Consider the following 24,926-nt stretch of genomic DNA (forward strand, 5'->3'; position numbering starts at 1 on the left):
GAGACACTTGATGGACGCACGTACTTACGAAACCCACGACGGCACGCCATCGGCGCAAGAACCGTTCGGTGCCTTCCCCGCCAATGCCACGAACTGGATCGCGGTGTGGCGCCGCAATTACCTGGTGTGGAAAAAGCTCGCGATCGCATCGATGTTCGGCAACTTCGCCGATCCGATGATCTATCTGTTCGGTCTCGGCCTCGGGCTCGGGCTGATGGTCGGGCACGTCGACGGCGTGTCGTATATCTCGTTCCTCGCGGCGGGCACGGTGGCGTCGAGCGTGATGATGTCGGCGAGCTTCGAGTCGATGTATTCGGGCTTTTCGCGCATGCACGTGCAGCGCACGTGGGAGGCGATCATGCATACGCCGCTCACGCTCGGCGATATCGTGCTCGGCGAGGTGGTGTGGGCCGCCAGCAAATCGGTGTTGTCGGGTGTGGCGATCATGCTGGTGGCGGGCGCGCTCGGCTATGCGAGTTTTCCGTCGATGCTGCTCGCGCTGCCGGTCATCGTGCTGGCCGGTCTCGCGTTCGCGAGCCTCGCGATGATCGTGACGGCGCTCGCGCCGTCGTACGACTTTTTCATGTTCTATCAGACGCTCGTGCTCACGCCGATGCTGCTGCTCTCCGGCGTGTTCTTTCCGATCTCGCAACTGCCCGGCGCCGCGCAAGCGGTGACTGTCGCGCTGCCGCTCGCCAATGCGGTCGATCTGATGCGCCCGGCGATGCTCGGTCGGCCGATGGAGCACGCGGCGCTCCATGTGAGCGTGCTGGCCGCTTATGCAGTCGGCGGCTTCATCGTGTCGGCGATCCTGTTTCGGCGTCGCATGATGAAGTAAGCCGAACGCGCGGGCGGCGCGTTGCGCCTGCACCCGCGCAAGACGACGCCGCGTCGGTCGTCGCACGGCGTGTTTGCTATCGTTGTGCGCGCTCAGTCCTCGTCATCGGTCCACGGAATATCGACGTCGGAGATGAACGCGACCGTCGCGAACGGGCCGCCCTCGTGACGCCCGATCTTGCCATCGGCGCGCTGCCATTCCACCCGGAACACGGTGACCGGATCATCCGCGATCAGCCGCACCGTGCGCAATTCGTCGGGATCGGCGTCCTCGACCGGACCGTCGAGCGAAATCAGCAGCGCCTGTGGCCATAGACCATCGGCGGGATCGTAGATCTTGTCGCCGTCGTGAATCAGCGTGAAGGCTTCCACGCCGATGGTCGCCGACGCATCGACGATCATCTTGGCAAGCGCACGCAACAAGGCGGTCGCTCGCGCCGAGTTCGCCTGACGGATCGCGAGATCACCGCGCGTGAGAGCCTGCTCGAGTTTTGGATTGGTTTTCTGTTGCGCCATGGCTGTGTTGGTCCTATCGCTCTGTCGTGGGCAACGCGCCATCGGGACGACGCGCCGCCTTTCTATTTGGGTCCATCTATTGCCGCTTGTGTGCATTGCAGCATCGCGGGCTGGGCGGCAGGTCCGCGGTTCGACTGTCATTGTTCCGCGTTTCCCCTGATCGTGGCGCGCACCCTCAGGGTCGTTTTCTCAGGGCCGTCCTTGCCGTCCACCACAGTTTAGGTCGTGATTCGGATTCCGGGAGAACATTTGCCGCTTAGTGCGTGGCATGTGTCGCATTTCATGCATCGGCTCGCGGGCGCCGCGGCGTACGTTTACCGCGTCCACCGGTGACCTTCGACGCCTGCGCCCCAGCCGGCTTCGCATCCGCGATCCGCGCGATCAGATGGTCGCGAAACGTGCGCACCGACGGGGGCAACTCGCGCCCCGCCATCGTCTGCACCTGGATGCTGCGCTGGCGCATCTGCGGGTCCGTGAGCGGAATCACGACGAAGCCGTCGTCGGCATAGCGGTCGCGCACCGACAGCAGCCCCGTGAACATGATCGCTCCGGACCGCTGCGCGTAGCGATAACTCGCGCCGCTGTTGTTGCAGATCAGGTCCGGCTCGAGGAGGATGCCTTCGAGCGCGCACGCGATGTCGATCAACTGGCGAATCGTGGTGCCCGTCTCCGACAACACGAGCGGATAGCGACTCACCTCGGCGAGCGACAGTTTCGCGCGCGCCGCAAGGGGATGATCGGCGCGCAGCAGCACGAACACCGGCGCGCGTTCGGTGTGCTCGACCTTCACGCCCTTCTCCGGCGCGAGGCTGAACGACAGCGCGATATCGACGTCGCCGTCGCGCACGTGGCGAGTGGCGTCGGCCGGCGACATCACGGTCAGCGTGAAATCGATGCCGGGGTGCTCGGCGCGGAAATCCGCAATCGCGGCGGGCAGGAAGTCGACCGCAAAGCCCTCGGCGGTCGCGATCTTGATCCGGCTGCCGTGCAAGCTCGCGAGGCCGCTAATCTCTTTCATCACGTGCTCGGCTTCGAGCAGGCTGCGTTGCGCGTACGCAAGCAGCCGCTCACCGGCCTCGGACAGCGTCATGCCGCGCGGACGCCGCTCGAACAGCGTCACGCCGAGCTCGCTTTCGAGCCGCACGATTTGCCGGCTGATCGCCGATACCGCGACGTGCAGCCGCTCGGACGCGTCGCTCAGCGAGCCGCCGCGCGCGACTTCGACGAAATAACGCAACGCGATGCCATGCAGTGAACGTGCCATTCTGGACGCCTCGATCGAATCAGTTGCAACGGTGCCCTGGGTGGGCGGGTGCCGCGGTTCGAGCCGACGCGCGACGCTTTGCTTTTCCGGCAAGGCAAGCTTCGAAACATGATCATTGTGACAAAAATGGCGCGCTTCTAGAATCGGTCGCAATCACGTTGCAGACGATTCGCCTGAACGCCGCGCCGAGCATCGAGCCATCGAGCCTCGCGGCCCTCCGCCCCTTCACCCATCCCCCGCATCGGAGACATCGACATGAGCCGCAACCAGGCCATCGAGCTTGCCACCCGGCACTTTGAATCCGGCGCTTTTCTCGCCGATCTGAACCGTCGCGTCGGTTTTCGCACCGAAAGCCAGGAAAGCGATCGCGGCGCACTGCTGCTGTCCTATCTGACCGACGAAATCCAGCCCGAAGCGGAGCGCCTCGGCTTCAGCACGCGCATCGTCGATAACCCGGTCGATGGCTTCGGTCCGTTCCTGATCGCCAACCGTCACGAAGGCGATCATCTGCCGACCGTGCTGATCTACGGCCACGGCGACGTCGTGCGCGGCTACGACAGCCAGTGGCGCGCGCCGCTGACGCCGTGGGCGGTGACCGTGGAAGGCGAGCGCTGGTTCGGTCGCGGCACCGCCGACAACAAAGGCCAGCACTCGATCAACCTCGCCGCGCTCGCGAGCACGCTCGCCGCGCGCGACGGCAAACTCGGCTTCAACACGAAGCTGTTGATCGAGATGGGCGAGGAAACCGGCTCGCCGGGGCTCGACGCGATCTGCCATGCGCATCGCGACGAACTCGCCGCCGACGTGCTGATCGCCTCCGACGGTCCGCGTCTCGCAGCGCGTCGTCCGACCGTGTTTCTCGGCTCGCGCGGCGCGGTCAATTTCAGGCTGTCGCTGAACCTGCGCGACGGCGCGCATCACTCGGGCAACTGGGGCGGCTTGCTGCGCAATCCGGCGACGATGCTCGCCAACGCGCTCGCGAGTCTCGTCGATGCGCGCGGCGTGATCGCAGTCGACGGCCTGCGTCCGCCGCCGATCCCCGAGGCCGTGCGCCGCGCACTTGCCGACATCACGGTGGGCAACGGTCCGGGCGACCCCACCGTCGACGATAACTGGGGCGAGCCGGGTCTTTCCGCGCCCGAGCGCGTGTTCGGCTGGAACAGCTTCGAAGTGCTGGCTTTCAAGGCGGGCAATCCGGAGAACCCGGTCAACGCGATTCCGCCGTCGGCGTTCGCGGTCTGCCAGTTGCGTTTCGTGGTCGGCACCGATTGGGAAAACCTCGGCGAGCACCTGCGCGCGCATCTCGATGCGCACGGTTTTCAGCTGGTCGAAATCGACGTCGAACGCGGCGCGCCAGCCACGCGGCTGGATCCCGACGATCCGTGGGTCACGTGGGCGATCGCGTCGCTCGAAGCAACCACCGGCAAGAAGACCGCGCTGCTGCCGAATCTCGGCGGCACGCTGCCGAACGAGGTATTCGCCGACACGCTCGGTCTGCCGACGATCTGGGTACCGCATTCTTATCCGGCCTGCTCGCAGCATGCGCCGAACGAGCACCTTCTGGCTCCGGTGGTGCGCGAGGGCCTGCAGATGATGGCGGGACTGTTCTGGGATCTCGGCGAGAATTCGCCGCTTGCGGCGAAGCGCGAGACGGTGGATACGACAAAGGCCGCGGGTTGAGTTCGGCCGACGCCGAGTGATTCGCCGCGCCTTGCGCGGCCGCCCCGGCAATCGACCGGGGCCACCGCGGCAAGCGCGTCGCGCTTACCTCGACATCAAGGCGCCGGATTCGGCTGCAGCTCGTGCAGCCTGTCGATTTCCGCCAGCACTTCCGGCGACAGCTTCACGTCCGCGCTGGCGATGTTTTCCTTCAATTGTTCGAGCGAGGTCGCGCCGATCAGATTGCTGGTCACGAATGGCCGGCTATTGACGAACGCGAGCGCGAATTGCGCGGGGGTCATGCCGTGGCGCTTCGCGAGCTCGACGTAACGCGTGGTCGCCTGCACGGCTTGCGGCTTGCTATAGCGCTGGAAGCGCTCGAACAGCGTGATGCGCGCGCCCGCAGGACGCGCGCCGCCTTCGTACTTGCCCGACAGCCAGCCGAACGCGAGCGGTGAATACGCGAGCAGACCGATGTTGTCGCGATGCGCGTACTCGGACAGACCCACTTCGTACGTGCGGTTCAACAGGCTGTACGGATTCTGGATGCTGACGATGCGCGGCAAGCCGAGTCTTTCGGCCGCGCGCAGAAACTGCGCGATGCCCCACGGCGTTTCGTTCGACACGCCGATATGGCGCACCTTGCCAGCCTTCACGAATTCGGCGAGTACCGTCAGCGTTTCCTCGATCGGCACCGTGTACGCGTCGTCGACCCACGGATACGACGGACGGCCGAACGTCATCGTGCTGCGATCGGGCCAGTGCAGCTGATACAGATCGACGTAGTCCGTTTGCAGACGTTCGAGGCTGTCGTTGAGCGCCTCGGTCAGGTTCTTGCGATCGAACTGGTTGCCCTCGCCGCGAATATGACGCGGATTGTGCGGCTGACGCGCGGGGCCCGCGATCTTGGTGGCGAGCACGATCTTCTCGCGCGCGCTCTTGTGCTGCGCGAGCCACGTGCCGATGTAGCGCTCCGTCGAGCCTTGCGTTTCGGCGCGCGGCGGCACCGGATACATTTCCGCGGTGTCGATCAGGTTCACGCCGTGATCGAGCGCGTAGTCGATCTGCGCGTGCGCTTCCTGCTCGGTGTTCTGCTCGCCCCACGTCATCGTGCCGAGACCAATCAGGCTAACCTGCACGTCGGAGTCGCCGAGTCTGCGGTATTCCATCTAACTTGTCCTGTTGAAGAGGTGAACGGAAAGCGCAGACGTTACCACGCCGACGCATTACCTGCAGCAAGGCTAGAATGCGGGGCCATGCGTTGCAGCGCGCCGCCTGGTGCTTGCGCGTTGCGCGCTTTGCGCTCTCGATGCGCGTTTCATCATGACTTCGTTGCCATGAATCACGAACACCTCGAATTGCTGGTCACGCGCGTGATGCCCTACGGGAAATATAAAGGCCGCGTGATCGCCGACCTGCCCGGCCACTATCTGAACTGGTTCGCGAGCCAGGGCTTTCCGCCCGGCGAGATTGGCCGTCTGCTCGCGTTGATGCACGAGATCGATCACAACGGCTTGAAACCGCTGCTCGATCCCTTGCGCAAACCGAAGCCCCTGGAGCGTTGAGAGCGTGGCCGTGAAAGCGTTGCCAGGCCGGCTGAAAGTCGCGGCGCAGGCAAACTGCAAGCAATGTAGGACAGTACAAATTCATACAGGTTTTTTCTTGCGGATCGCGTTTGCGTGGCCTTTAATCGGCATAGGTCGTCGCGCTGTGAAACGTCGAGAGTGAAGCGGATCAGTCGTCATTCGCTGAACAATTTCGATGTGTTCCGGCGCCGTGCGATCCCCCCGCCTTCGTGACTCCCTGCATGTCCATGTCGCAATTCAGCCTGTCGGCGTTGCTCGAATTCATCGGCCACGATCTGTCGCCGGTGCGCGCGGTCATCCTGTTCTTCGTGATCGGCTACGTCGTGGTCGGACTGCCTGTGCATTTTCGCCAGGGCGCGGCCTCGCGCGACATCTGGGGCACGGCCGCCGGCGTGACGATGGCCGCGATCTACGCGGCGTTCATTGCCGGCGTGTACCCGTGGCTGCATCACGTATCGGTGATCGCGCGTTGAGCGTCGGCCGCCGTCAGGTCGGGGCCGAGACCTTCCCGTAGCGGTTCACGCAATCCGCCTCGCGGCTGCCAGCGCCGCATCGACGTTCGATACGACGGTCGGTGCATCTGTGCGGAACTCGCGGTACTGACACGCCGCATCGTCTCGCGAAATGCGAGGCAATGTTCGTCTCACTCGAGCCCGCAATGCGCGAGCATGCGACGCACGTTCGTTTCGCAAGCGTCGACCAGCTCCTCGTGCTCGATCTCGATCATCACGCCCGCGAGTAGAACGCGCCGCCAGCGCGTTATCAACGCATCTTACGCGCGCTGACAGCGGCCCAGCTCGCCGAGGTGGCAGCCGAACGACACGTCGTAAAAATGCGCGAGAAAATCGATAGACAGAATGTAATCGCGAGCGGCGGCCATGATCGATGCGCGCGTTCGGCAGCGCGAGATGAATGAGGCCGACGTTGATGAAGTTGAACGGGTATTTGTCGGCAAAGCGCGCGAGCGGCGCCAGGCGATTCCGCCTCGTTGTAGCGCATGCCCTGGCGATACAGCACGTTGCCTTTGAGCAGATGATCGAACGGGGCGGGCACGCGAATCGCTTCCGACTTAAACGACGAATCGTCCGATGGAAGTTAGCAGCCACGCCCGTCAGTAACGTATCAGATCGTTAACGAAGTGTTACCGCAACACCGCTCGGTAATACGCGAGAAGATTGGCGAAACGGTCGAACGTCGCGGCAACGGCTCGCGTGGTCGAAGCCCCGAGCGCGCACCGCCGCGCCGGCGCGGGTAACGCTCGGACACAAACGCGGCTGAACTCCGTTGCGCGCGGTTTTTCTCAGGTTTACGTGAAGGAGAAAATCGTGACCAGGCTCATTGCATCGATGACGCTGCTAGCGGCCGCGGCAGCGAGCATCACTGGATGCGTCGTCGCGCCGCCAGCGGACTACGGCTATGCGCAACCCTACTATCCCTACGCGTATGGACCGCCTTACTACGGACCGGCGTACGGCTCGGTTGGTATCTATGGCGGTTTCGGAGGGTCGTGCTGCTATTACGGACATGGGTATTGGCACGGGCGCGGCGGATGGCACGGCGGTGGCGGGCACGGCGGGCACGGCGGGCACGGCGGGCACGGCGGATGGCATGGCGGGGACGGCGGATGGCACGGTGGCGGATACGGCGGCATGCACGGCGGCGGCAGCTCGTGGAGCAGTGGTGGCGGGATGGGGGGACATGGACACTAAGGCATTGACGCATTGACGAACCGGTGCCCGCCTCTGTCGCGACAGTGATATGGCTCCAGCGCGCCCGGCGGTTTCTGGCCTTGCGGTAAAATTATTGTTTTGATTCAAGCCGCCTGGCCGCTCCATGTCTTTACCTCGCACTCCCAGCCCCCGCCGCGTGTCCGTTGCCCCGATGATGGATTGGAACGGCGAATAACGGGAAAGAACTGACAGAAAAGGCGAGGCTCAATTGGCCGGACGCCCGCGTAGCACCGGCGTAGCACCGATGAACGCAGCGGACGTTGTTACGTGCAACGCAACTAGAACGAGAAAAATGTCGAGCCAACCGCAAGTTGCTATCGAGTCGATTAGGTCCGTGCATCTCACGCTGAGTTTCTCCGGTCAGTCTTTGTCGACTGGAACCGGATTTTTTGCGCGGAGCCGGAGCGGGAGAATATGTCTTATCACGAACCGTCACAACGTCACCGGGCGAGACCAAAATACGGGGAAGACACTTTCGCCTACCCTCGCGATTCCGAACGCGCTCACGATTCGGATGCCAATCTTGGGCGCTGTACCGCCGAACTATCGGACAGGCGCGGCCGGAGGGCAACAGGTGACCTGGGCTGATATCACCGTCAATCTGCTAGTAGAAGACCAGCCGCAGTGGGTCGAGCATCCTGCTCTCGGCGAACGAGCAGACTTCGTCGCGATCCCGCTTGACGATCTGCCCGCAGACGAGCAGTTGCTCTATGAGATGGTCACCCCTATTGATAGGCAAATTCTGCTCCTTCCAACCGACCACGTTTCAATCATCGGTTTTCCGCTGGGTATGGCAGCCGGGCAGAATCTCGCCATCTGGGTCAACGGTACGGTCGCTTCGGACCCAGACGTCAGCTATAACGAACTGCCGGTGATGTTGGTCGATTGCAGGGGACGGCCCGGCCAATCCGGATCACCAGTCATTGCATTCCGCTCCGGCGGCATGGTGAAGTTCCGTAGCGGGGATACCGCCGTGATGAATGGGCCGGTCAGCAACTTCATTGGCATCTACAGCGGACGCATCCACAAGGATTCAGACATAGGAATGGTCTGGAAAGCGGAAGCGATTCAACAGCTTCTGGCAACGATCTGACTTTTTGGGGAAGCTGCCTTTGGCGGCTTTTTTCACGCCCGCTCGCCCGGCTCGCGCGGCTCGTCGCCGGTGAACCCCCGGCTGATCATTTTGTAATTGAGCGCGCTCGGCTCCTGCGCGGCCGTCCGGTTGCAGAAACGCCACGTTGCGACTACGGCGAAATACTCCGCGTCGTATCGCTTCAGACCGCCGTCGAACTCCATGATCGCGGCCCGCTCCAACAGATATTCGGTCGCGTTTTCAGCGTCATCTTTCATGCCGGAATTCTAGCCGGGTCCGGTAGAACCGGAAAAACCGATCTGAGCGCGGATGCGTGCATTGCCTGAGGGCGATCTGGACGGACGATGACCTCGAGGAGCTTCCACGTCGACGGTAGCCGGACGCGCGACAATTTCGGAGTTGTCCGACTGCTCGCGACGGGCGGAGATAGGAGACTTCACCGCCGGGTTTGCATCCCCTGGGGCCCGGCTTGTCGTAGTTGGCACCTTTCCGCCGTACCCTGACCGGGCGGCGGCTTTTTTTATTTTTTCGGGGATTTCTGGGCCGATCGATAACGTCCCGGAGCGGTCAAGTGGACTTACGGAAACCGGCCGTTCAAATGTCACGACTCGGCAAGGTTGCACTTGCATCTCCGTACCAACTTTGGTACGCTTCATTTGTCGCGTTGCTGGCGCTGCGCGGCCCGCGTAGGGAAACAGACCCACGTCGGCCTTATGAACGATAGAAACCCTCACCCAAGTTGCGCTTAGAGTTATTTGACGACTCTGCAACACCCACTAACTGACCCCAGGAGCAAACCATGAATAGCGCCGCGTATAGGTTCAAACCGGGAGAAGTACAAAATGAAGCAGGAACCAACACTGGTGGTGAGGTTTTTTCGTACGAGCGGAGGGCATGAACCGGTCCGTGAATGGCTGAAGGAACTGGACGCCGCAGACAAAAGGGACATCGGCATCGAAATCAAAACGGTGCAGTTTGGATGGCCTATCGGGATGCCGGTTGTCCGCAAGATTCGGAAGGGTTTGTGGGAAGTACGCGTGGCGCTGTATAAGCGCATCGCACGTGTCATCTTCACCGTGTATGACGGTGAAATGGTTCTGCTTCATGGTTTCATCAAAAAGACGCAGACCTTGGCGAAACAGGACATCGACCTCGCCGAAGAACGTTTGAAAGAAATTCTGCAGGTACGTCCGAAACGTGAATAGTTGCTCGCAATGGAGTGCGATATGGCAAACAAACACGTCGGAAGTGACTTTGACGACTTCCTCCTCGAGGAAGCAATTCTCGAGGAAGCGACTGCCACGGCGATCAAACGCGTGATCGCATGGCAGATCCAACAAGAAATGAAAGTGCAGCACATCACAAAAACTGCGATGGCTGCCAAAATGAGAACTAGTCGTTCCGCACTTAACCGGCTGTTGGACGAGACTGACGTTAGTCTCACCCTTACGACCTTGGCGAGCGCTGCTTCGGCGCTCGGCAAGCGACTGAAATTCGAGCTAAGTAATCCCTGATCCGAACCGAACGCGATGTGCGTTTCGCCGGATCCGCAGTTCGCCCCCTCTCGCACGACAATCTCGTGCGGGATTCCCCTCGTCACAGACAGCTCTTGGACGCACTGAAGTGCGCGTCCGAGATCGCGGCAATCCGCGCCGCAACAGCACAGTTGCCCGTTTATGAACGGCTGTTGATCAGCTACATTAAAATCATCTAGCGGACCGCCGGTCGCGATCGGCGGCACCCGACCCGTCTCGGACATCCATAGTCGGTCGCCGGGCGGCCGGTTCAAGGCCCAAAGCCGTCGCTTGAGATACCTCTCTCACCGGCACCACCGCCTCTTCAAGATCGGGCCGGCCGACGTCCGCGCGCTGTTGTTGCTGGGTTGCGGGGCGATTGCGGTGACACTGCTTGCGTCGTACCTCTGAGTGCAGGCCGAACCTGCAATTCTGGGGCCGCAACGGGTTATTCCCCCGATCCGCTATCGCCGATCACGGGAATAGTGAACTGAAAGGTCGCGCCGTATCCGGCATTGTTCTCTGCCCACACCCGCCCACCATGGGCATCGATAATCGAACGGCAAATAGAAAGCCCCACACCCATACCTTCGGGCTTCGTAGTGAAGAACGGTTCGAATAGCCGATCGGCGTGCTGCAGGTCAATTCCTGTCCCGGAATCTTGCACCGAGACGATCACATAGCCGTCGTCGCTGCGCCACGACTTGATCGTCAGTTCGTGCGGCCGGTCTTCGATCGTGCTCATTGCCTGGATACCGTTCGTAATCAGATTCGTGATGACTTGTGCCAGTTGAATCCGATCGCCAAGCACCGCCGGCAGTCCCGGAACAAGCATCGTCCGCAACGTGATGTTGTACTTCAAGACCTCGCGCTGGAGCAGTACGATGACGTCACTGATCAGCTCGTTGATTTCCAGTCGCGTCATCTCAGGGGCAATCCGCTTTGCAAGCATGCGGACGCGCCTGACGATCTCGATCGCGCGTTGTACATCAGTAAGTATGCGTTGCACGGAGGCTCGCACTTTTTCAAGGTCGGGTACGTCCCGGTCAATCCATCGCAGGCACGCGGCACCATGGGTGGCGACCGCTGCGAGAGGCTGGGCGATTTCGTGGGCCACCGACGCGCCCAATTCGCCGATCGACGTCAAACGAGACACCTGTTGCAGCGCCTCTTCGACCCGCTTGCGCTCGGTGATGTCGGTGCCCGTTTCGAGGGTCGCGACCAATCGCCCCTGTTCGTCTCGCACCAGGGCCCAACGGCTGGCCACTGCGGCTTCCGACCCGTCGCGCCGGGTATTGACGATCTCGCCTTCCCAACGGCCGGTTTTAAACAAAGTTTTTTTGATGTCCTCGAGTGCTGCAGGAAAACGCGTGTGAAGCAGACGGCCGGCAACGTGGCCGAGCGCCTCGTGTTTCTTCCACCCATAAAGCGCTTCCGCGCCGCTGTTCCAGTAGGTAATTACATCGTCCATATCGCGAGCTACCACGCTGTCGTGGGTAAGGTCGAGCAGCTGTGCCTGCTCACGATGGAGCGCTGCCAGTCGGCGAGTCCTATGCACGAGAAAGGTGACGACGAACGATGTCACAAAAAAGGCAGTCAACGCTACGATGTCCTGCTGGGCATCTACCCGGAAGGTAAATAGTGGCTGTGTAAAGAAAAAGTTGAGGCAACCAACAGCGATCACCGAGATAGCTACCGATGAAACGAGGCTGCCCATCAGTGACACCAGCAAGACCTCGATCAGGTAGACGAACCCAACTGCCGCGACGCCGGCTCCCAGGCGAAAGCATACCCAGGTCGCGATCCCTATGCTGATAGCGCCGGCGAACAGGATCGCGGCAACGGAGCGCGATTGAACGATCCCGCTGGTCGTTCTGGTTGCGTGCATCCCCCGCCAGCCACCGTTCGCAAAGAGTTCCTTCATTCGGTTTTCCCCTTTGAACGGCAAGTCGAAGCGCTGACTCGCCCTCTCGGTCAAGGGACACGGCAAACCATGTGCTCGTCGTACGCGGTACTCGCAAAGTCTGGGCGTGCTGGCGCTTCGCAACACCTCGGCGTTCACCCTAGCCCTACTTTCATTGGGGAGGACCGTCCTGTCAATCCCGATCTATCATCAGGGCTGTCCGCCGGCGAGCGGAACGCTCCCCTGACTTCGCTCGAACATCATGCCTGTCTGCTGCACATCGTGGGGCCTAGGAACCTTGTTCATGCGCTTCCCGCCGAACTTGCGATGCGAGCGAAAGGCCGGGTCGACTTCCACGACCGTCTCATCCTCGGTGTCAAGCGGCCAGTCACCAATTTCCGGCGAACGGCGGGTCATGGCCGGCATCGGCCACTTCCTTAGCCATCGATCCCAGAAATGTGCGACGAACCGTTCTTTATCGGCTGCTGCTATCCGCCGATCTGCCTGTACCGATATGCCTCACCGTCCCTTCCGATCTAAACAGGTGAAACGCGTGTAGGGCGAGCAGTCCGTTACTGCGGACCTGATTCGCCCCGATCCTTGCGGTCATCGGGAATCTTGCCAAGGATTTGCTGCGCCAATACTTCGAGCGCCGACTGCCCCAGGATACCCAGCGCCGATGCAATTCCCACCAACGCCGTCGGTGGCATTTCCTTGAACACCATCAGCACTGCACCGGCGCTCGCGGACAAGCCGGCGCCGAGAATCATCCGGCCGACGACAAGGCGAATAGCACAGAGCGCCTGCACTCGACGTCCCTATGGGACCCCACACACGCGCAGTGCTTCGCGCGCGTAATCCTGCAATGCGGTCAGTTTCCGGATTGCGCGGTCGCCGTCTCCGGTTATACCGAGAAGAGCGTCAGCAACCGGTCCGTCAAGTTCGGCTGTTCCCGTTCCATCAGTTCCGCCGGCGGCGGCGCCAGCACCGGGCACGCCACTGCCACCGGCTGAAGCGGTGCAACTGGCAGTTGCGACGCGCAGCCGAACATCGCCAGCACGCACATCGGCGCGAAGAGTATCAATCGTCTTTTGAGCATTGGTTTGTTCCGTTCGGTAGGTTTGTTCGACTGCGGCGACAGCCGACGCCGCGCGCACGGTTTCTGCGAGCGCGGCGTCGGCCGCTGAGGCGGCCATATCGGAGATCGCTCTCAGTTCGGCCTCGTGTTGCTGCCGAGCGTTCGCAAGATCAGTCCCAGCGCTGGCGATCTGCGCGCCGAGCCGCCATTGCTGCGCGATGCCGGCAATACCGCAGCCGAGCACAAAAACCGCGATAAGTGCTTTCCAGTTCATCTGCTCCCCTCGTCGCGATCGTCGGGAAGCTTGCCAACGAACTTCTGCACCGCCGCCTCGAGTACCGACTGCCCGAGAATGCCAATTGCGGACGCAATGCCGACCAGCGCTGTCGGTGGCATCTCTTTGAAGATCATCAGTACGGCCCCAGCGCTCGCCGACAGTCCTGCACCGATAATCATTCGACCGACGACAAGTCGGGCTGATATCGCCTCCCCTCCGGCCAGCAGCTTTCCAAGGCCGATCACCGCGCCAAGGCCCAGCAGCATCACCAGTTCCTTTTCGTGCTCGTTCAGTTGCATCAGGCCTCCTCTGCATTCGGATAGGCACCCGCAGCGTCGACAGCCTGCCGATGGAACTGCGGCCACGAGTCCGGCCGCGGCTTGCCTGGCCGCCACGTGCGCAGGTAGAGCGCCCACGCGCCCGCCGCGTCATCGACGGCTGGCAGCTTCGGCGGGTCCGTGAAGAGCAATAGCCGCGCGACGCCGGCCGCGAGCACATCGTCGTGCTCGAGCGTCCCGTAGATCTCGACCGGATCGAACGCGACATGACGAGCCTCGCACAGCACGTTCAGCCAGTAGCGGCTCGCATCGTGCAGGTAGACGCCCCACACGCCGCCGCGCGACTTCGCCGTACCCTGCTCGAACTGCCAGAAGCCGCGAGCGGGACCACCGTTCATCTGCCGGCGGTCTTCGAAACGGCTCTCCTGCAGCCCGATCGCCGTCAGCATGACGCGAGCCGGCTGCGAGTCCATCGCAGACGGCAGGATGGCGAGTGCGGGCGCCATGGCGTCCCTGATAACTTCGTCTATCGACACTGCTGGTCTCCCAATAGAAACGGCCGCACGCGGCGGCCGTAAACGAAAAAAAACCGCCCGAAGGCGGTTGAAAGAAACGGGCTCTATGCCCATACGCGCAATGGCGCTTTCGGTGGATCGATCACGAACTCGGCGAGCCGAGCGCGCTCATCATCGGATAGTGGCCGGCTCATGCGCAGATTCGCGTGCCAACCCGGTAACGTGGCCACATCTCCCCTGTCCTTGAAAAGGGCGAGCTCGCCAATCATGTCCAGTTGCATACCGTCGCATGATACGTACTCACCGCCCCCAAGCGGCTCGATCAACTGCGCCGCAAGCAAAGCCTTGCGCAGTTCGTCAGCATTCGGCGCGCGCAGGTAGTAATCATGGAAGGTCATGTCAGCCTCGTTAAGTCGGAGAGTGTTGCGTCGTCGATCCGGCGAGGCCAGTATTTGGCCTCGCGTGCCCAGATACTCGAGATAAATGCGCCCCGCCTCGATCCGATCGACATCTGTGTGATCGCAACCGGCATTGGGCGCATCGCGATCGACGCTCCCCCGTTGATCGAGGTCGAGGCAGTGCTCCAGTCTCCCGACCATGCAATGGCTACCCGGACCCTGTCACCCTCGCCCACTGTTACCCCGAGCGATGTCGCGTTATTGCCGATGTATGACCACATCGCCCCCGTGCCGACTGCCTTGTAAATGCTGACTCCAACGTTGTCGCCATCGTCCAGCGAGATCAGGCACGCACTGCTCGCGGTCGCGACGCCAACGATCACGGCATCGATGAGCAGCGTGCCGTCGCCGGGTTTGAAAAAGTCCGGGTTGCTTGTGGTCAGCCTGTCGAGGGCGCGCGTCGCAGCCGTCGACGTCGTCGGGATATGGCTCGTCGCGAATCCGGCCTGCTCAAGTCGCGAGCCTCCGTGATACAACCCGGATACCCCATCACCCGGATAAGTGATCGAGTCGCCGTTCTGCAGATAGACTACCCCTCTGATCGTGATCGTGCCCGCGATCGTGACTGTTCCGGTTACACGCAATTCCATCCATCCATCACGCAGGGGAATACATCGCGCGCCAATCAAGATCCAGTTCGGTCCGCCGACACCTTCCGTAAGTACGGCTCCACTGACCAGATCGAATGAAGCACCGCAGTAGCTATCCCCGCTGCGCATCTCAACATACGCCTCGGTACGCTCTCCCGGGCATAGACGGCTCGACCAGGTAAAGTCGCGGTAGGCTGATGTCGACACGGAGAGGTACTGATACACAGAGTGGGAAACATCGTCCCCGCCTGCCTCCTCAACAATACGCCGTGCAAAACTCACCCCATCCGGGCCGACCGTTCCATCGGTCACTACCTGAACATTCGTCGATTCCCAAAGCTCCGCTGCATCCGAATTGTGCAACAGGTTGGTGTGCGATTCCTCGAGGAGAAGCCCGCGTAACTCGCCCGTATGCGGGTCGTGATCGAAGCGTGCAAGGTTGCTGGCTGCCGTCTCTTGCCAGCGATCGGCACCAAAATACCTTGCTGTCGAAGCCCTCGTAAATGTCCAGTCGTCCGGGATGACGGGGTTGGCAAGAAAATTGAGATCGAGTGTCGGCGCCTCCGGTTCTGGTGGCTGCGGTGGTACTGGCACGGCCGCGCGACCAGAGGACGCCATGCAGCGCGGCGCAAGCATCAGGTTTACTCCGATCATGGGTCAGTCTCCGGCGATACATTCGCCCGTCGTACCCGATGCGTAAACGCGCCTAAGCCGCAGCGGATGCCAGCCCACATCGAGCGGCACGACGATCTCACTTCCGCGAGCGGTGATCACATGAAAGTCTCCCGCCACGGTCACACACACGGCGCGTGAAACGAACGGCATGTCGTTATCGTCGTCCGGGATCACTACCCATAGATCAAGCAGGCTATCGAGACCCGTACCACTGTGCGGGTAACGGTCTACCGCCTTCCTCATATCATCCATACAGGAATCCTCAACGTAGTTTGGGGGAACCGCTTACGCAGATCAGGTCTGCGCGAGCATCAAGCTACAAAGCCGGGCTGCGTATTTTTCCCCTGAGTTGCTTAGTTCCCGAGAGCAATAACCTTGACATTCGCAGAAGCGACAGCACCACCCGCACTGTTTGCAACGTTTACGACGCACGTCATTGCTGTCGAGATGTTGGAAACAGATGGGATGACAGCTGCGAGCGCCGTACCGTTTGACAAGTAAGTTGCGGTTGCGCCGAACAAAGCATTGGGAAACGGAATCGGCCACGGCCGGGTAAGAATCCCATTCGAGTCGCTTGCGCCAGTCAACCACTGCATAATCAGCCCGCCGGGTAGTTCCTGATAGCCATTTCCGGCGATGCTTGCCCCGCCGAGTGCCGGACTGTCGAGGTTGATGTTCGTGCCGTCACCGTAGATCGTAGTCGTCAAACCCGGCAGGCATATTGCACCGAGACCCGCCGCGGTCCGGCATGTGACCGTAAAGTCACCGGTCGTATTGTTGTTTATCTTCCAGTCCTTCAGCCACGTCGGAAGAATGATCTGCACGTTACCCGTCAGCAGGCCCGACAGTACGATGCGGTTCTTCGCGGCCTGCCGTGGCTGGAGTGTAACGTTGCCGCCCGTCAGGCCTGTGATCGAAGTCACGCCGTAGTTGTAGAGTGGTCCCCACGGTGCGGATATATCGTCTGGGCGGTCGCCGCGTGGTGCGTTGAATCGCCTGATACAGCACACCGTCGAACTGCACGATGGCGCCTTCTGGATAGTCGTCAGTCTGCGACCACTCGGACACACCGCGCTGCAGGAAATAGCGCATCGCACGATCGGTTCGGATGCCCAGCCAGTTGAACCACTCCATCGGCGGCTTGCCGCCTGTTCGATCGAACGCCTCGCCCCACCCTCGCGCTACGTTCGGGAAGTCGGCCACTTCGCCCGGTTTCGCGCCTTCGGCAAATACATCTTCGTCCGGGCGGTCATAAATGATCATAAAAGCCTCGCAAATGTACCTTCATTGAAACCGAATGCTCCGACACTGCCATCGAATCCGAAGGGCTTCTGACCGGTGACCACATAGAACGCCACGCCCACCCCCACTGGTCTCGGCAGAATATCGAGGTGCTGGATTGCGAAAAGTGCAAAGCTGGAAACGTTGGTCGTCTCGATGACGATGGAGATCGACATGTCGTAGCCGTCGAACACGTCAGCCGCGTCACCGAAAATGAAGTCCAACGCGTCCAGCAACTCGGGAATGGTCCCGATCATGTAGTTCTTCGTGATACGGCAGCGGATCAGGAAGCGATAGTCGTCGTCGCCAAGCACTACCGATTCGGTCAGCGATCTTCCCAGGCGATAAAAGGTGGATCCGCCCATACCGCCGAGCTGAAAGCCGCCACCGTCGAGTGATTCCAGGAACGCGAAAAACTCGCGCGCGACCATATCCGAAATGACGCGTGACTGGCCCACATGCTTGCCGACCAGATCGAGGTTGACGCCCTCGGCGTTGTCTATGTCAAGTGCTTCGGGTAACTGAGCGATGCCGGCCCATGCCCTTCCGATCTCATCGCTGATCAGTTTCGAAGTGGCAACCGCTCGCGGCTTGCCTTTGTACTGCCAGATCAGCAAACGTTCGTAGGTCATAGGACAATCACCTCCACGTCCTCAGCAAGGAAACGCGCACGCTCACGTACCCCAATCGAGATGTTTTGCGAAACCAATTGATCGCCAACAAAGCCGATCTTCAGAACATCTACGGAGAACCCTGAAACGGAATTGATCGGGGTATAGAGCCTGGATAGTTGTACGTCATCGCCCATCGTGAATGGGTTCGCCGCAATAGCCTTTTTGATGCCCTCCTCATCGATGCCTTCTACACCGCGATTGCGCTTGACCTCTATGTAGGCGGCGCAATCGATGATCTTCGTGCGATCAAACCAGACCCGCCGGCGCCGCCCTTTCCTGTCGAGTGCTATTCGCTCGACAGCACCGAGCATGTCGGTACCTGCAGTCTTGTTGTCGAGGATGATCTTTGCAATCGCGTCATCGTCGCCACCGTCCACGATCACGTTAATACTGTGTGGCGGAAGGCCATTCTCATCGGTGACGCTGGTGAAATTCTCAAGGCATAGCACATCGCGTACGTCTGGCAGTTCTCCGATTTTCGCTTCGATACCATCGGCAGAGTTTTGCGCAGACCTCGCGCGCGAGCGTGCGAACCGCGTCCGCAGCTCCGGATCGAGTTCCTCGAGCTCGCCAACCTCTGGCCCCGCAAACGTGGTGGCCGTTTCCCAGCCGTTCACGATCGTCTCGATGCGCAGTTGCGTGTCGATCGGATTCGCGAAGTTACCTAGCTCCTCGCTGCGGAAGTCGCCCCGGCCTGCGCCTGCGTCGTTCAGCGTCACGTCCGTCAGCAACAACCAACGCACACGCCGCGGATCGGAAACCACGGCGCCGGCCGGAATCGTCCGGTGGGGTGTGCCGAGCAGAATCACGCTCGGCATGCGGCTGTAGCGTGAGCCGCGCCGTTTGAGGCCTGCATACGCGACACGCTGCTCCAGCCACTTACCACCGGCGTAGTCCGGATCCATCGCACGGTAGATCGCTGCGCCCAGTTCATTGATGTCGGCCAGCCCCTGTGCAAACAGTCCGATAGCCTGACCGTCCGGGCTGTCCGGGCTCAGATCGATGTCCGCGCCGTAGATCTCGCGGAAGCCTGCTTCCAGACGCGCGAGAATGGCGTCAAGCCGCTCGGCGACGAAGCCCTGCGGTGTGAGTTGCCCCATTGAATGTCCCGCTCGTGAAATGCCCGGCGTGCGGGCGGTGCTCAGACGCCGACTGGCGTGCTGACGTCGAATTCATTGCCGTAGATATCGCGCAACGTAGTGGCAACCGTCATGTGGCGCGTTTCGCCATCGAAGGCGATGTCGAACGACAGAATTGCGGAAACGCCATCCGTGCCGAGAATCTGCCGCTTGATATCCGCTTCGAGGCGTTCGCGCTCGCCCGCGCGTTCCATCCGCTCGATCCACGGAATGCCGTGGTCAAGGTCGAGAAACCAGTCGCCGCGGAACGAGCGCAACCGCGTAACGACGCGCTGAGCCACCGATTCCGACTGATCGGCATAATCCGCGCGGCCGTGCCCGAAGGTCCAATCGCCGCTTGCGTCGAGTCGTCTTACCCTCATCCCTTGGGCCCCTGTGTTTCACCGCCCATCGAGTCGATGTGAGTATGGCCGTCAACAGTGACGCCATTCGAACTGATCGTGCCACCGCTGTGGTCGATGTCGCCAGTGATCTGCGTGCCTGCGCCGCCGCCCTGTCCAGCCATGCCAGCCTGATACGTCAGCAGTTTCTCGAACACCGCTGGACATTTCACTGTGAACAGCGCGCCGTCGATCTCGATGTTGCCGCCGCTGTCCATGCGGAACTTTGCCGGACCAGCGATCTGCCGGATCACCAGCGCGTCCATGTCGAAGCCGCCTGGCACGCGTGGCAGCGAACAAATACCAGGGATGAAGGAAGCGTCGGATAGGTCGTGCACTCGCAAGTCCATCGGCGGCCCGTTGCGGCCGGAGACGAACCAGCCATCGATGCAGCGGTCGTTGATGATCACCTGTCCCTCGTCGCCGCGCTTGAGCGGCCACTCAATCACGAAGGGACCGCCCATCGGGAAGGAAACTGGCACATCCACAAGCAAGGGCAGCTCGGCCGCGCTGGTGTCGGCGAGCACCGCATCGATTGCAGGACGTACAGTTACCGTGCGTGCATCAGGATCGAAGGATTCGACGATACCGGGGAACGCCGTGCGCACCTTCAGCAGTTCCGCGCGCATCTCGTGCGAGCGCGCGAGTTCTGCGGACGGCATGTCTTCGTCAAACGTCCCCATTCCCCGCCCCTCCTGCCTTCGACTTCTTGACCTTCTGGAACTGCCCGCCGCGCACGACCAGGCCGCAATACCAGTCCGATGTGTGGGTGTCGCCTACGTATTTCACCCGCACCACCTTGTAGTCCCCGTTGTACGCCTCGATCATCGATTCGACGCGCACGAGGCCGCCGATGCGTATCTGGGGGTTCAGTAGACATTTCACTTCCAGCCCGTTGTCCGTCACCTTCGGGCTGTCGATCATCCCGGTTTCCTGCGACAGCACGAAGCCTTCACCCGGCAGCACCTTGTCGGCGGGCAGCACCATCAGTTCGCCATCCTGAATCGACCAGTCCGCACCGTTATTGCGCGCGACGGTGCGCACCACGTCGCGCGCGTTGCCCATCAGTAACTTCCCGCGCGGCATGGTGCGCACGTTGTTCACTTCCGCGACGCCGGCTTTCGTACGCGTCATGGCCTTTGTCGCCTCGGTGAGCACATGCTCATCCGTCGCGCCGGCCTGCAGCGTGGTCCACACGCGCGCGCTGGCGTAGTCAAAGCTACCGTCGCCGCACTCGAACGAGGTTATCCAGTCCGTCTTGTCACGCTTCGTCGACGGTTTCACGATATCGCCCTGGTACAGCAGCCGCAGTTCGTTGTAGCCAACGGACAGGCGCGCGAGGTTGAACCCCTTCGAAACAATCAGGTTCATGTGGTCGCGGTTGAGGTTGTAGACCGACAGCTTTGCAGGATTTGGCTTCTCGTCGAGGCTCTTGTCGATCTCGAACTTGATCCGCAGCGCTTCAATGGCAAACGATTCCGAGCGGTTGCCGATCTCAAGTCGCCAGCGACGACCGAATTGCATCGTCATTGCGCCACCTCGCTCTTCAAACCAACGTAGAGTGCGAACCGCTCGCCAAGATCGTCGCCGCCTATCGGATCGAGGCCGACGCCACTCAGATCCTCGAGCCACAGAAGGTAATCCACCGTGTCCCGCCACAGGATCGGCGGCCCGAGCACCAGCGGCACCGCCTGGACGATCACCGCATCAGTGGTGCGGTCCTGCACGTCGAGTTCCCAGTGATCGCCGACCGAGTTGTAGCGGATCGTCAGGTTCAACGGCGAGCCGTCGCCCGGGTCAACGCTCATCTTCTGCAGCGGCGTTGAATCAATCGGAAGTCGGATCACTATGTGCCTTTCATGTAGTCAAGAATCTGCCGCACCGCCGACTTTTTGCCGGATGCGTCCGCACCCTGCACATTGCCCTTCTGCGTCGCGCTGGCCGACTGTTTGCTGGCGCGGCCTGACTTGTTCGTGCCGCTCGCCACCGACAGCCCGGAACCCCTCTTCGTCTCGACAATGAAAATGCGGCGGCAAGTTACCGTCAGCACGGCGCTGTGGATGCTCGACTGCTCCATCGCCACGGTCTTGAGCAGCATGTCCTCGTACAGCCGCGACATGGTCTGCACCTCTATCGGAGAACCGCTCTTCTGCAGCGCGAGCAGCGACTCGTGGATCTGCGCGATGCGGTTCTCGCCGGCGCTCTCGTCTCCTGCGAACCACGAGGAGAAGTCGGGTAGCCACGGCGCGAGCGCACGCGGTGCGACGATCCCGGCGACAGCATTCGCAGTCGAGCCCACGAATGAGGTAAGTTCGCGATTCGCACGCGCGACGGTGTCCGCAGTGAACGACTCGAACGTGCCCGGCGTGCCAATCACGTCGAGAAAATCGCTCACGCTGCGAATGTTCACAGCGCGCCCCAGCAGCGACGCATTGGCCGGCGGCTCGTAGGACACAATGGTCCCGGAAATGACGACGTCAGGCGGCTTCAGGACCGCATGGTCCGCCACCTCCGCGCCCGATTCGACAGGGTTCTCGGTGATCTCCAGGTCGCTCGTGTGCGACTCGTCGGTCACAACGTCGAGCGTGATCGTCCCGATCGCGGTGCGCAGCACCTGCGTACCTGTTGCCATTACGCCCTCCCGTTACCCGACCACAGCGCTGGCTGCGTTCTGCATCGCCGCGCGGTTCTGCTGGTCGAGCCTGTCCTGCACCGCCCGCGCTGCTGCTTCAGGGTCATCGGCTTGTACATGCATCGTCGTGTTGTTTGTGACATTCGCATTCACAGTCCGGTTAGTCGTCATGCCTGGCTGCGCTCGCGCTGCCGGTGCTGCACCTGCTGCTGCACTCTGCACCTGCCGAGGGATCGCAGCAGCGCCTCGTGCGGCGGTCGCAATCGCCCCGGCATCAGCGCCGTTGGCGTTCACATCGACTGTGCCGCCGCCAAAAAAGCGGGCCACCGCACCGAGCGTCTTTTCGATGAGGGCGCCCACGCCCGGGAAATAGGACTTGATCCGCTCGATCGTGCCCCTCACGAAATCCCCGATCCGCGTGAACGTCCTGATGAAGTAATCGGCGACCCGGTTGAGCATCCGGTCGACGATCGCGCCGGCGGCCTCGAAGTCACCCGTGAAGAACGCGAAGAACCAGTCAATCAGATCGGCCATCAGCCCGAATGCCGTACTGAACCCGTCCCAAAGCTGCCCCAGCACGGCGCCGATCACCGCGACAGTTTGCGCAAACCCGAGCCGCAGGTAGTCCCAGAGTTCGCCCGCGATGGCCATGACGGTCTCGCCGTGCTCGGCCCACCACCGGTTGAGATCGCGCAAGAACGCGTCGATCTCGGCGCGCACCGCCGCAATCGGTTCGCGCAGCGCCTCCCAGAACTCGCCGAATTCCGCCTCGCCACCGTCGAGGTAGGTCATGAAGTCGTCGATCAGCAGCAGCAGGACGCCGATCGCCGCGACAAGCCAGAACACAGGGTTCGTCGCGAATGCGAGCAGCGACGCGCGCTTGAACCACGCCAGCGCCGCCCCGACGAGCAGCAGTGCGATTCGCATGCCACCGATACCGTCCGTCACCCTGCCGATGAACCGGACCACGTTCACGAGCACCTGTCCAGCCGAATACACGAGCCCGATGAAGCGGTTAATGCCGTTCTGAATGACTTCCCGGTTCGTGCGCAAAAATTCCTTCAGATTGCCGATGAACTCTTTTAGTCTCGGCAGCAAGCCGACGGCGATCTGCGTGCGCAGCGCATTGAAGCCGAATGAGAGGTCGGTTATCTGATCCTTCCATTCGCTCGCGGCGTCGGCCTGTTCGGCGCTGGAGACACCCCACGCATCCGCATCGGCGAAGAGCGCCTGCAGTTCCTCACGAGTGAGCCGCAACGTCTGCACCATTGACGCATCGGCGCCGATCTTCGACAGGAATGCACCCTGCTCCTGCTTCGACATCCGCGCCATCTTGTCCTGCACGTCGCCGATCAGTTCTGAGAACTGCTTGACGCTGCCGTCGGCGTTGCGCGCGCTCAGGCCGTACTTCTGGAAGGCCATCGCGCCACGCCCAACGCCTGCCGCTGCCTCGCCGATGGCCTTCGACATGCCGCGGATCGTGGTCGTCGCCGCCTCGACCGACGAACCATTCTGCTCAGCGGCATAGCCAAGCCGCTGAATGAATTCAACGCTCTCGCCGGTCTCTCTGGAGACCTGATTGAGCGCGTCAAGTCCGTCGAGCGATTTGGCAAGCCACGCGGTCACGCCCGCGGCGAGGCCGGCGATGGCAGCCGCCGCCATCGATGCGGTGTTCGTGATCCCCGTGAGCTGCTCGCGAAAGGACTTCGCCTTACTGACGTCGGCAGTCACGCCCAGCTTGACGATAAATTCATCGAGCGTCATCGATTTCTACCCCTGTTCGCCTCTGCTTCCTGCGCGCGGTGTGCGGCTTCCTGCCCTTCATCCCACGCTCTCATTGCTTCGTGCATGTCGCAGAGGTCAGCGAGCGAATAGACCGTGCGCAGCTGGTGCAGCGTCACATCGTTGAATCCCCGAGCGACGGGTCCCCAGACGAACCAGTCGATTCCGTCGTCTTCCCTGCCTGGAACCGCGCCATCAGATTCCGGAAGAGACTCGAAAAGGCGCTTGCGCCGAAAAAATCCGCATATTGGTACTTGATGCCAGCCATCAACAACGGCAGCAGGTGCCCACGGTATTCGTTGAAGTGCTCCTTGAACTTGTCGCGCACGCGGTACGGCTTGGCGCCGTCCACCGACGCCGCTGTCGCACTCCATACGATCGCCTCGAGCCGCGCGACTTCCGGACGCCCGAGGTTAGACAGAATGGTCGAGATGCACGCAGTCGCGATCGCCGTCGTGTCCACGTCATCCGCATTGCCGAATCCACCGGCCTGCATGCCCTGCAGCAGCACACCGGCGCTCTTGAGCGCTGCCCATGCGCTTTCCGCATCCGCCGGCGTCATGACATACAGCACGCCGTCGATTTCAATGTCGTGTTGCTTATCCATCAGTTCCAGATTCCCTTTTCAAGATTCATGTTGAGCGTCTCGAACACCATTACCCACTCGGTAGGGTTATGGCCGGCGCCGCGCGTGTACTTCGGCCGCGTGGTGAAGTAGCCCTTGCTGGCCGTCACCACGTCGTCGTTCAGCAGGTCGCGGATGTTCAGCTCCAGCGGCGTGAACGTCTTCAGGTTCGACTGCTGCTGCACGCGCAACGCGTTGAGGTATTTGCTGTTCGGGCTGTGCTGCTTGATCTTCAGCGTCACCTGCCCAGAATCGTCGGCAGACGCCACGAAAATGGAAGTGCCATTGGCGCCCACCGTGAGCGCGCCGGCGTCGGCGTTGTACTCGGCCTGAATCACGTCAGCGCCGTCCGACCAGTCATCGATCGGCACGCCGTTGATCAGCACGGACACCTGTTTCGGGTCAAAACTTGCCATCTGTCAGGCTCCCAAAAAATAACC

The 24,926-nt window shown here is 61.6% G+C and carries 33 protein-coding genes; 8 read left to right on the forward strand and 25 right to left on the reverse strand.

Annotated elements, in window-relative coordinates:
* Positions 1-10: 10 nt before the first annotated feature.
* Entirely contained in the window at positions 11-838 is an 828-nt protein-coding gene (locus OKW35_RS38020; protein WP_429355445.1) for an ABC transporter permease, read from the forward strand.
* Between the two features lie 92 nt (positions 839-930).
* On the opposite strand, the gene OKW35_RS38025 is transcribed toward OKW35_RS38020, so the two are convergent.
* Together OKW35_RS38025 and OKW35_RS38030 are read right to left on the reverse strand one after the other, a co-directional pair.
* Positions 931-1,353: a hypothetical protein gene (locus OKW35_RS38025; RefSeq protein WP_090804526.1), complete on the reverse strand. Its 423-nt coding sequence runs from the start codon at positions 1,351-1,353 to the stop codon at positions 931-933.
* A gap of 280 nt (positions 1,354-1,633) precedes the next feature.
* A complete protein-coding gene (locus tag OKW35_RS38030) occupies positions 1,634-2,617 on the reverse strand; it encodes a LysR family transcriptional regulator (protein WP_184064810.1) in 984 nt (327 codons plus the stop codon).
* 255 nt (positions 2,618-2,872) lie between these two features.
* Here OKW35_RS38030 and OKW35_RS38035 point away from each other — a divergent pair, with 255 nt between their 5' ends.
* Positions 2,873-4,297, forward strand: a complete 1,425-nt coding sequence (locus OKW35_RS38035) for a M20 family metallopeptidase (protein ID WP_429554733.1) — start codon at positions 2,873-2,875, stop codon at positions 4,295-4,297.
* A gap of 95 nt (positions 4,298-4,392) precedes the next feature.
* Here the strand turns inward: OKW35_RS38035 and OKW35_RS38040 are convergent, their stop codons facing one another.
* A complete protein-coding gene (locus tag OKW35_RS38040; protein WP_429554734.1) occupies positions 4,393-5,445 on the reverse strand; it encodes an NADP(H)-dependent aldo-keto reductase in 1,053 nt (350 codons plus the stop codon).
* A 168-nt stretch (positions 5,446-5,613) separates the two neighbouring features.
* Here OKW35_RS38040 and OKW35_RS38045 point away from each other — a divergent pair, with 168 nt between their 5' ends.
* The 4 genes from OKW35_RS38045 (at position 5,614) to OKW35_RS38060 (ending at position 8,685) form a co-directional block, all read left to right on the forward strand.
* Positions 5,614-5,841, forward strand: coding sequence for a DUF3820 family protein (locus OKW35_RS38045; RefSeq protein ID WP_018418198.1), 228 nt, complete (start codon positions 5,614-5,616; stop codon positions 5,839-5,841).
* Between the two features lie 248 nt (positions 5,842-6,089).
* Positions 6,090-6,335, forward strand: a complete 246-nt coding sequence (locus OKW35_RS38050; protein ID WP_018418199.1) for a hypothetical protein — start codon at positions 6,090-6,092, stop codon at positions 6,333-6,335.
* Positions 6,336-7,187: 852 nt separating this feature from the next.
* Positions 7,188-7,571, forward strand: a complete 384-nt coding sequence (locus tag OKW35_RS38055) for a hypothetical protein (RefSeq protein ID WP_429554735.1) — start codon at positions 7,188-7,190, stop codon at positions 7,569-7,571.
* A gap of 313 nt (positions 7,572-7,884) precedes the next feature.
* Positions 7,885-8,685, forward strand: coding sequence for a trypsin-like serine peptidase (locus OKW35_RS38060; protein ID WP_429554736.1), 801 nt, complete (start codon positions 7,885-7,887; stop codon positions 8,683-8,685).
* 32 nt (positions 8,686-8,717) lie between these two features.
* Here OKW35_RS38060 and OKW35_RS38065 read toward each other — a convergent pair whose 3' ends face one another.
* The gene (locus tag OKW35_RS38065) at positions 8,718-8,942 is read right to left on the reverse strand and encodes a hypothetical protein (protein ID WP_429554737.1); all 225 of its coding nucleotides are present in this window, start codon (positions 8,940-8,942) and stop codon (positions 8,718-8,720) included.
* Between the two features lie 585 nt (positions 8,943-9,527).
* Here OKW35_RS38065 and OKW35_RS38070 point away from each other — a divergent pair.
* Both OKW35_RS38070 and OKW35_RS38075 read left to right on the forward strand, forming a co-directional pair.
* Positions 9,528-9,890, forward strand: coding sequence for a type II toxin-antitoxin system RelE/ParE family toxin (locus OKW35_RS38070; protein ID WP_429554738.1), 363 nt, complete (start codon positions 9,528-9,530; stop codon positions 9,888-9,890).
* A gap of 21 nt (positions 9,891-9,911) precedes the next feature.
* The gene (locus OKW35_RS38075) at positions 9,912-10,199 is read left to right on the forward strand and encodes a Fis family transcriptional regulator (RefSeq protein ID WP_429554739.1); all 288 of its coding nucleotides are present in this window, start codon (positions 9,912-9,914) and stop codon (positions 10,197-10,199) included.
* Between the two features lie 448 nt (positions 10,200-10,647).
* Here the strand turns inward: OKW35_RS38075 and OKW35_RS38080 are convergent, their stop codons facing one another.
* The 21 genes from OKW35_RS38080 to OKW35_RS38180 form a co-directional block, all read right to left on the reverse strand.
* Positions 10,648-12,123, reverse strand: a complete 1,476-nt coding sequence (locus OKW35_RS38080) for an ATP-binding protein (RefSeq protein WP_429554740.1) — start codon at positions 12,121-12,123, stop codon at positions 10,648-10,650.
* Positions 12,124-12,312: 189 nt separating this feature from the next.
* A complete protein-coding gene (locus OKW35_RS38085) occupies positions 12,313-12,528 on the reverse strand; it encodes a hypothetical protein (protein ID WP_429554741.1) in 216 nt (71 codons plus the stop codon).
* Positions 12,529-12,674: 146 nt separating this feature from the next.
* Positions 12,675-12,911, reverse strand: a complete 237-nt coding sequence (locus OKW35_RS38090; protein WP_429554742.1) for a hypothetical protein — start codon at positions 12,909-12,911, stop codon at positions 12,675-12,677.
* A 9-nt stretch (positions 12,912-12,920) separates the two neighbouring features.
* Positions 12,921-13,454, reverse strand: coding sequence for a lysis system i-spanin subunit Rz (locus OKW35_RS38095; protein WP_429554743.1), 534 nt, complete (start codon positions 13,452-13,454; stop codon positions 12,921-12,923).
* Entirely contained in the window at positions 13,451-13,756 is a 306-nt protein-coding gene (locus OKW35_RS38100; RefSeq protein ID WP_429554744.1) for a holin, read from the reverse strand. The genes OKW35_RS38095 and OKW35_RS38100 overlap by 4 nt, the downstream gene beginning before the upstream one ends.
* Positions 13,756-14,271, reverse strand: coding sequence for a hypothetical protein (locus OKW35_RS38105; protein ID WP_429554745.1), 516 nt, complete (start codon positions 14,269-14,271; stop codon positions 13,756-13,758). The genes OKW35_RS38100 and OKW35_RS38105 overlap by 1 nt, the downstream gene beginning before the upstream one ends.
* An 83-nt stretch (positions 14,272-14,354) precedes the next feature.
* Entirely contained in the window at positions 14,355-14,648 is a 294-nt protein-coding gene (locus tag OKW35_RS38110; RefSeq protein WP_429554746.1) for a hypothetical protein, read from the reverse strand.
* Positions 14,645-15,952: a phage head spike fiber domain-containing protein gene (locus OKW35_RS38115; protein ID WP_429554747.1), complete on the reverse strand. Its 1,308-nt coding sequence runs from the start codon at positions 15,950-15,952 to the stop codon at positions 14,645-14,647. The genes OKW35_RS38110 and OKW35_RS38115 overlap by 4 nt, the downstream gene beginning before the upstream one ends.
* Before the next feature lie 3 nt (positions 15,953-15,955).
* The gene (locus OKW35_RS38120; RefSeq protein ID WP_429554748.1) at positions 15,956-16,225 is read right to left on the reverse strand and encodes a spike base protein, RCAP_Rcc01079 family; all 270 of its coding nucleotides are present in this window, start codon (positions 16,223-16,225) and stop codon (positions 15,956-15,958) included.
* Positions 16,226-16,326: 101 nt separating this feature from the next.
* Complete coding sequence (locus tag OKW35_RS38125) at positions 16,327-16,797, reverse strand: gp53-like domain-containing protein (protein WP_429554749.1); 471 nt, start codon at positions 16,795-16,797, stop codon at positions 16,327-16,329.
* A 1-nt stretch (position 16,798) separates the two neighbouring features.
* Entirely contained in the window at positions 16,799-17,236 is a 438-nt protein-coding gene (locus OKW35_RS38130) for a hypothetical protein (RefSeq protein ID WP_429554750.1), read from the reverse strand.
* Complete coding sequence (locus OKW35_RS38135) at positions 17,233-17,886, reverse strand: DUF2612 domain-containing protein (RefSeq protein WP_429554751.1); 654 nt, start codon at positions 17,884-17,886, stop codon at positions 17,233-17,235. Before OKW35_RS38135 ends, OKW35_RS38130 begins: the two co-directional genes overlap by 4 nt.
* Positions 17,883-19,028: a baseplate J/gp47 family protein gene (locus OKW35_RS38140; RefSeq protein ID WP_429554752.1), complete on the reverse strand. Its 1,146-nt coding sequence runs from the start codon at positions 19,026-19,028 to the stop codon at positions 17,883-17,885. The genes OKW35_RS38135 and OKW35_RS38140 overlap by 4 nt, the downstream gene beginning before the upstream one ends.
* 41 nt (positions 19,029-19,069) lie before the next feature.
* Positions 19,070-19,429 (reverse strand): hypothetical protein, encoded by a 360-nt coding sequence (locus tag OKW35_RS38145; protein ID WP_429554753.1) that lies wholly within the window; start codon positions 19,427-19,429, stop codon positions 19,070-19,072.
* Positions 19,426-20,130 carry a Gp138 family membrane-puncturing spike protein gene (locus OKW35_RS38150; protein WP_429554754.1) on the reverse strand — a complete coding sequence of 235 codons (705 nt, stop codon included), beginning with the start codon at positions 20,128-20,130 and terminating at the stop codon, positions 19,426-19,428. Before OKW35_RS38150 ends, OKW35_RS38145 begins: the two co-directional genes overlap by 4 nt.
* A complete protein-coding gene (locus OKW35_RS38155; RefSeq protein WP_429554755.1) occupies positions 20,117-20,977 on the reverse strand; it encodes a phage protein in 861 nt (286 codons plus the stop codon). The genes OKW35_RS38150 and OKW35_RS38155 overlap by 14 nt, the downstream gene beginning before the upstream one ends.
* Positions 20,974-21,294, reverse strand: a complete 321-nt coding sequence (locus OKW35_RS38160; RefSeq protein WP_429554756.1) for a phage baseplate plug family protein — start codon at positions 21,292-21,294, stop codon at positions 20,974-20,976. Before OKW35_RS38160 ends, OKW35_RS38155 begins: the two co-directional genes overlap by 4 nt.
* Positions 21,294-22,079, reverse strand: a complete 786-nt coding sequence (locus tag OKW35_RS38165; protein ID WP_429554757.1) for a phage baseplate protein — start codon at positions 22,077-22,079, stop codon at positions 21,294-21,296. Before OKW35_RS38165 ends, OKW35_RS38160 begins: the two co-directional genes overlap by 1 nt.
* Before the next feature lie 12 nt (positions 22,080-22,091).
* On the reverse strand, positions 22,092-23,843 hold the full coding sequence (locus tag OKW35_RS38170) for a hypothetical protein (protein WP_429554758.1): 1,752 nt from the start codon (positions 23,841-23,843) through the stop codon (positions 22,092-22,094).
* Between the two features lie 133 nt (positions 23,844-23,976).
* A complete protein-coding gene (locus OKW35_RS38175; protein ID WP_429554759.1) occupies positions 23,977-24,468 on the reverse strand; it encodes a phage tail assembly chaperone in 492 nt (163 codons plus the stop codon).
* Entirely contained in the window at positions 24,468-24,902 is a 435-nt protein-coding gene (locus OKW35_RS38180; RefSeq protein WP_429554760.1) for a phage structural protein, read from the reverse strand. Before OKW35_RS38180 ends, OKW35_RS38175 begins: the two co-directional genes overlap by 1 nt.
* Positions 24,903-24,926: the final 24 nt, after the last annotated feature.

Source organism: Paraburkholderia sp. MM5477-R1, assembly GCF_050436385.1.
Taxonomy (GTDB): domain Bacteria; phylum Pseudomonadota; class Gammaproteobacteria; order Burkholderiales; family Burkholderiaceae; genus Paraburkholderia; species Paraburkholderia tuberum.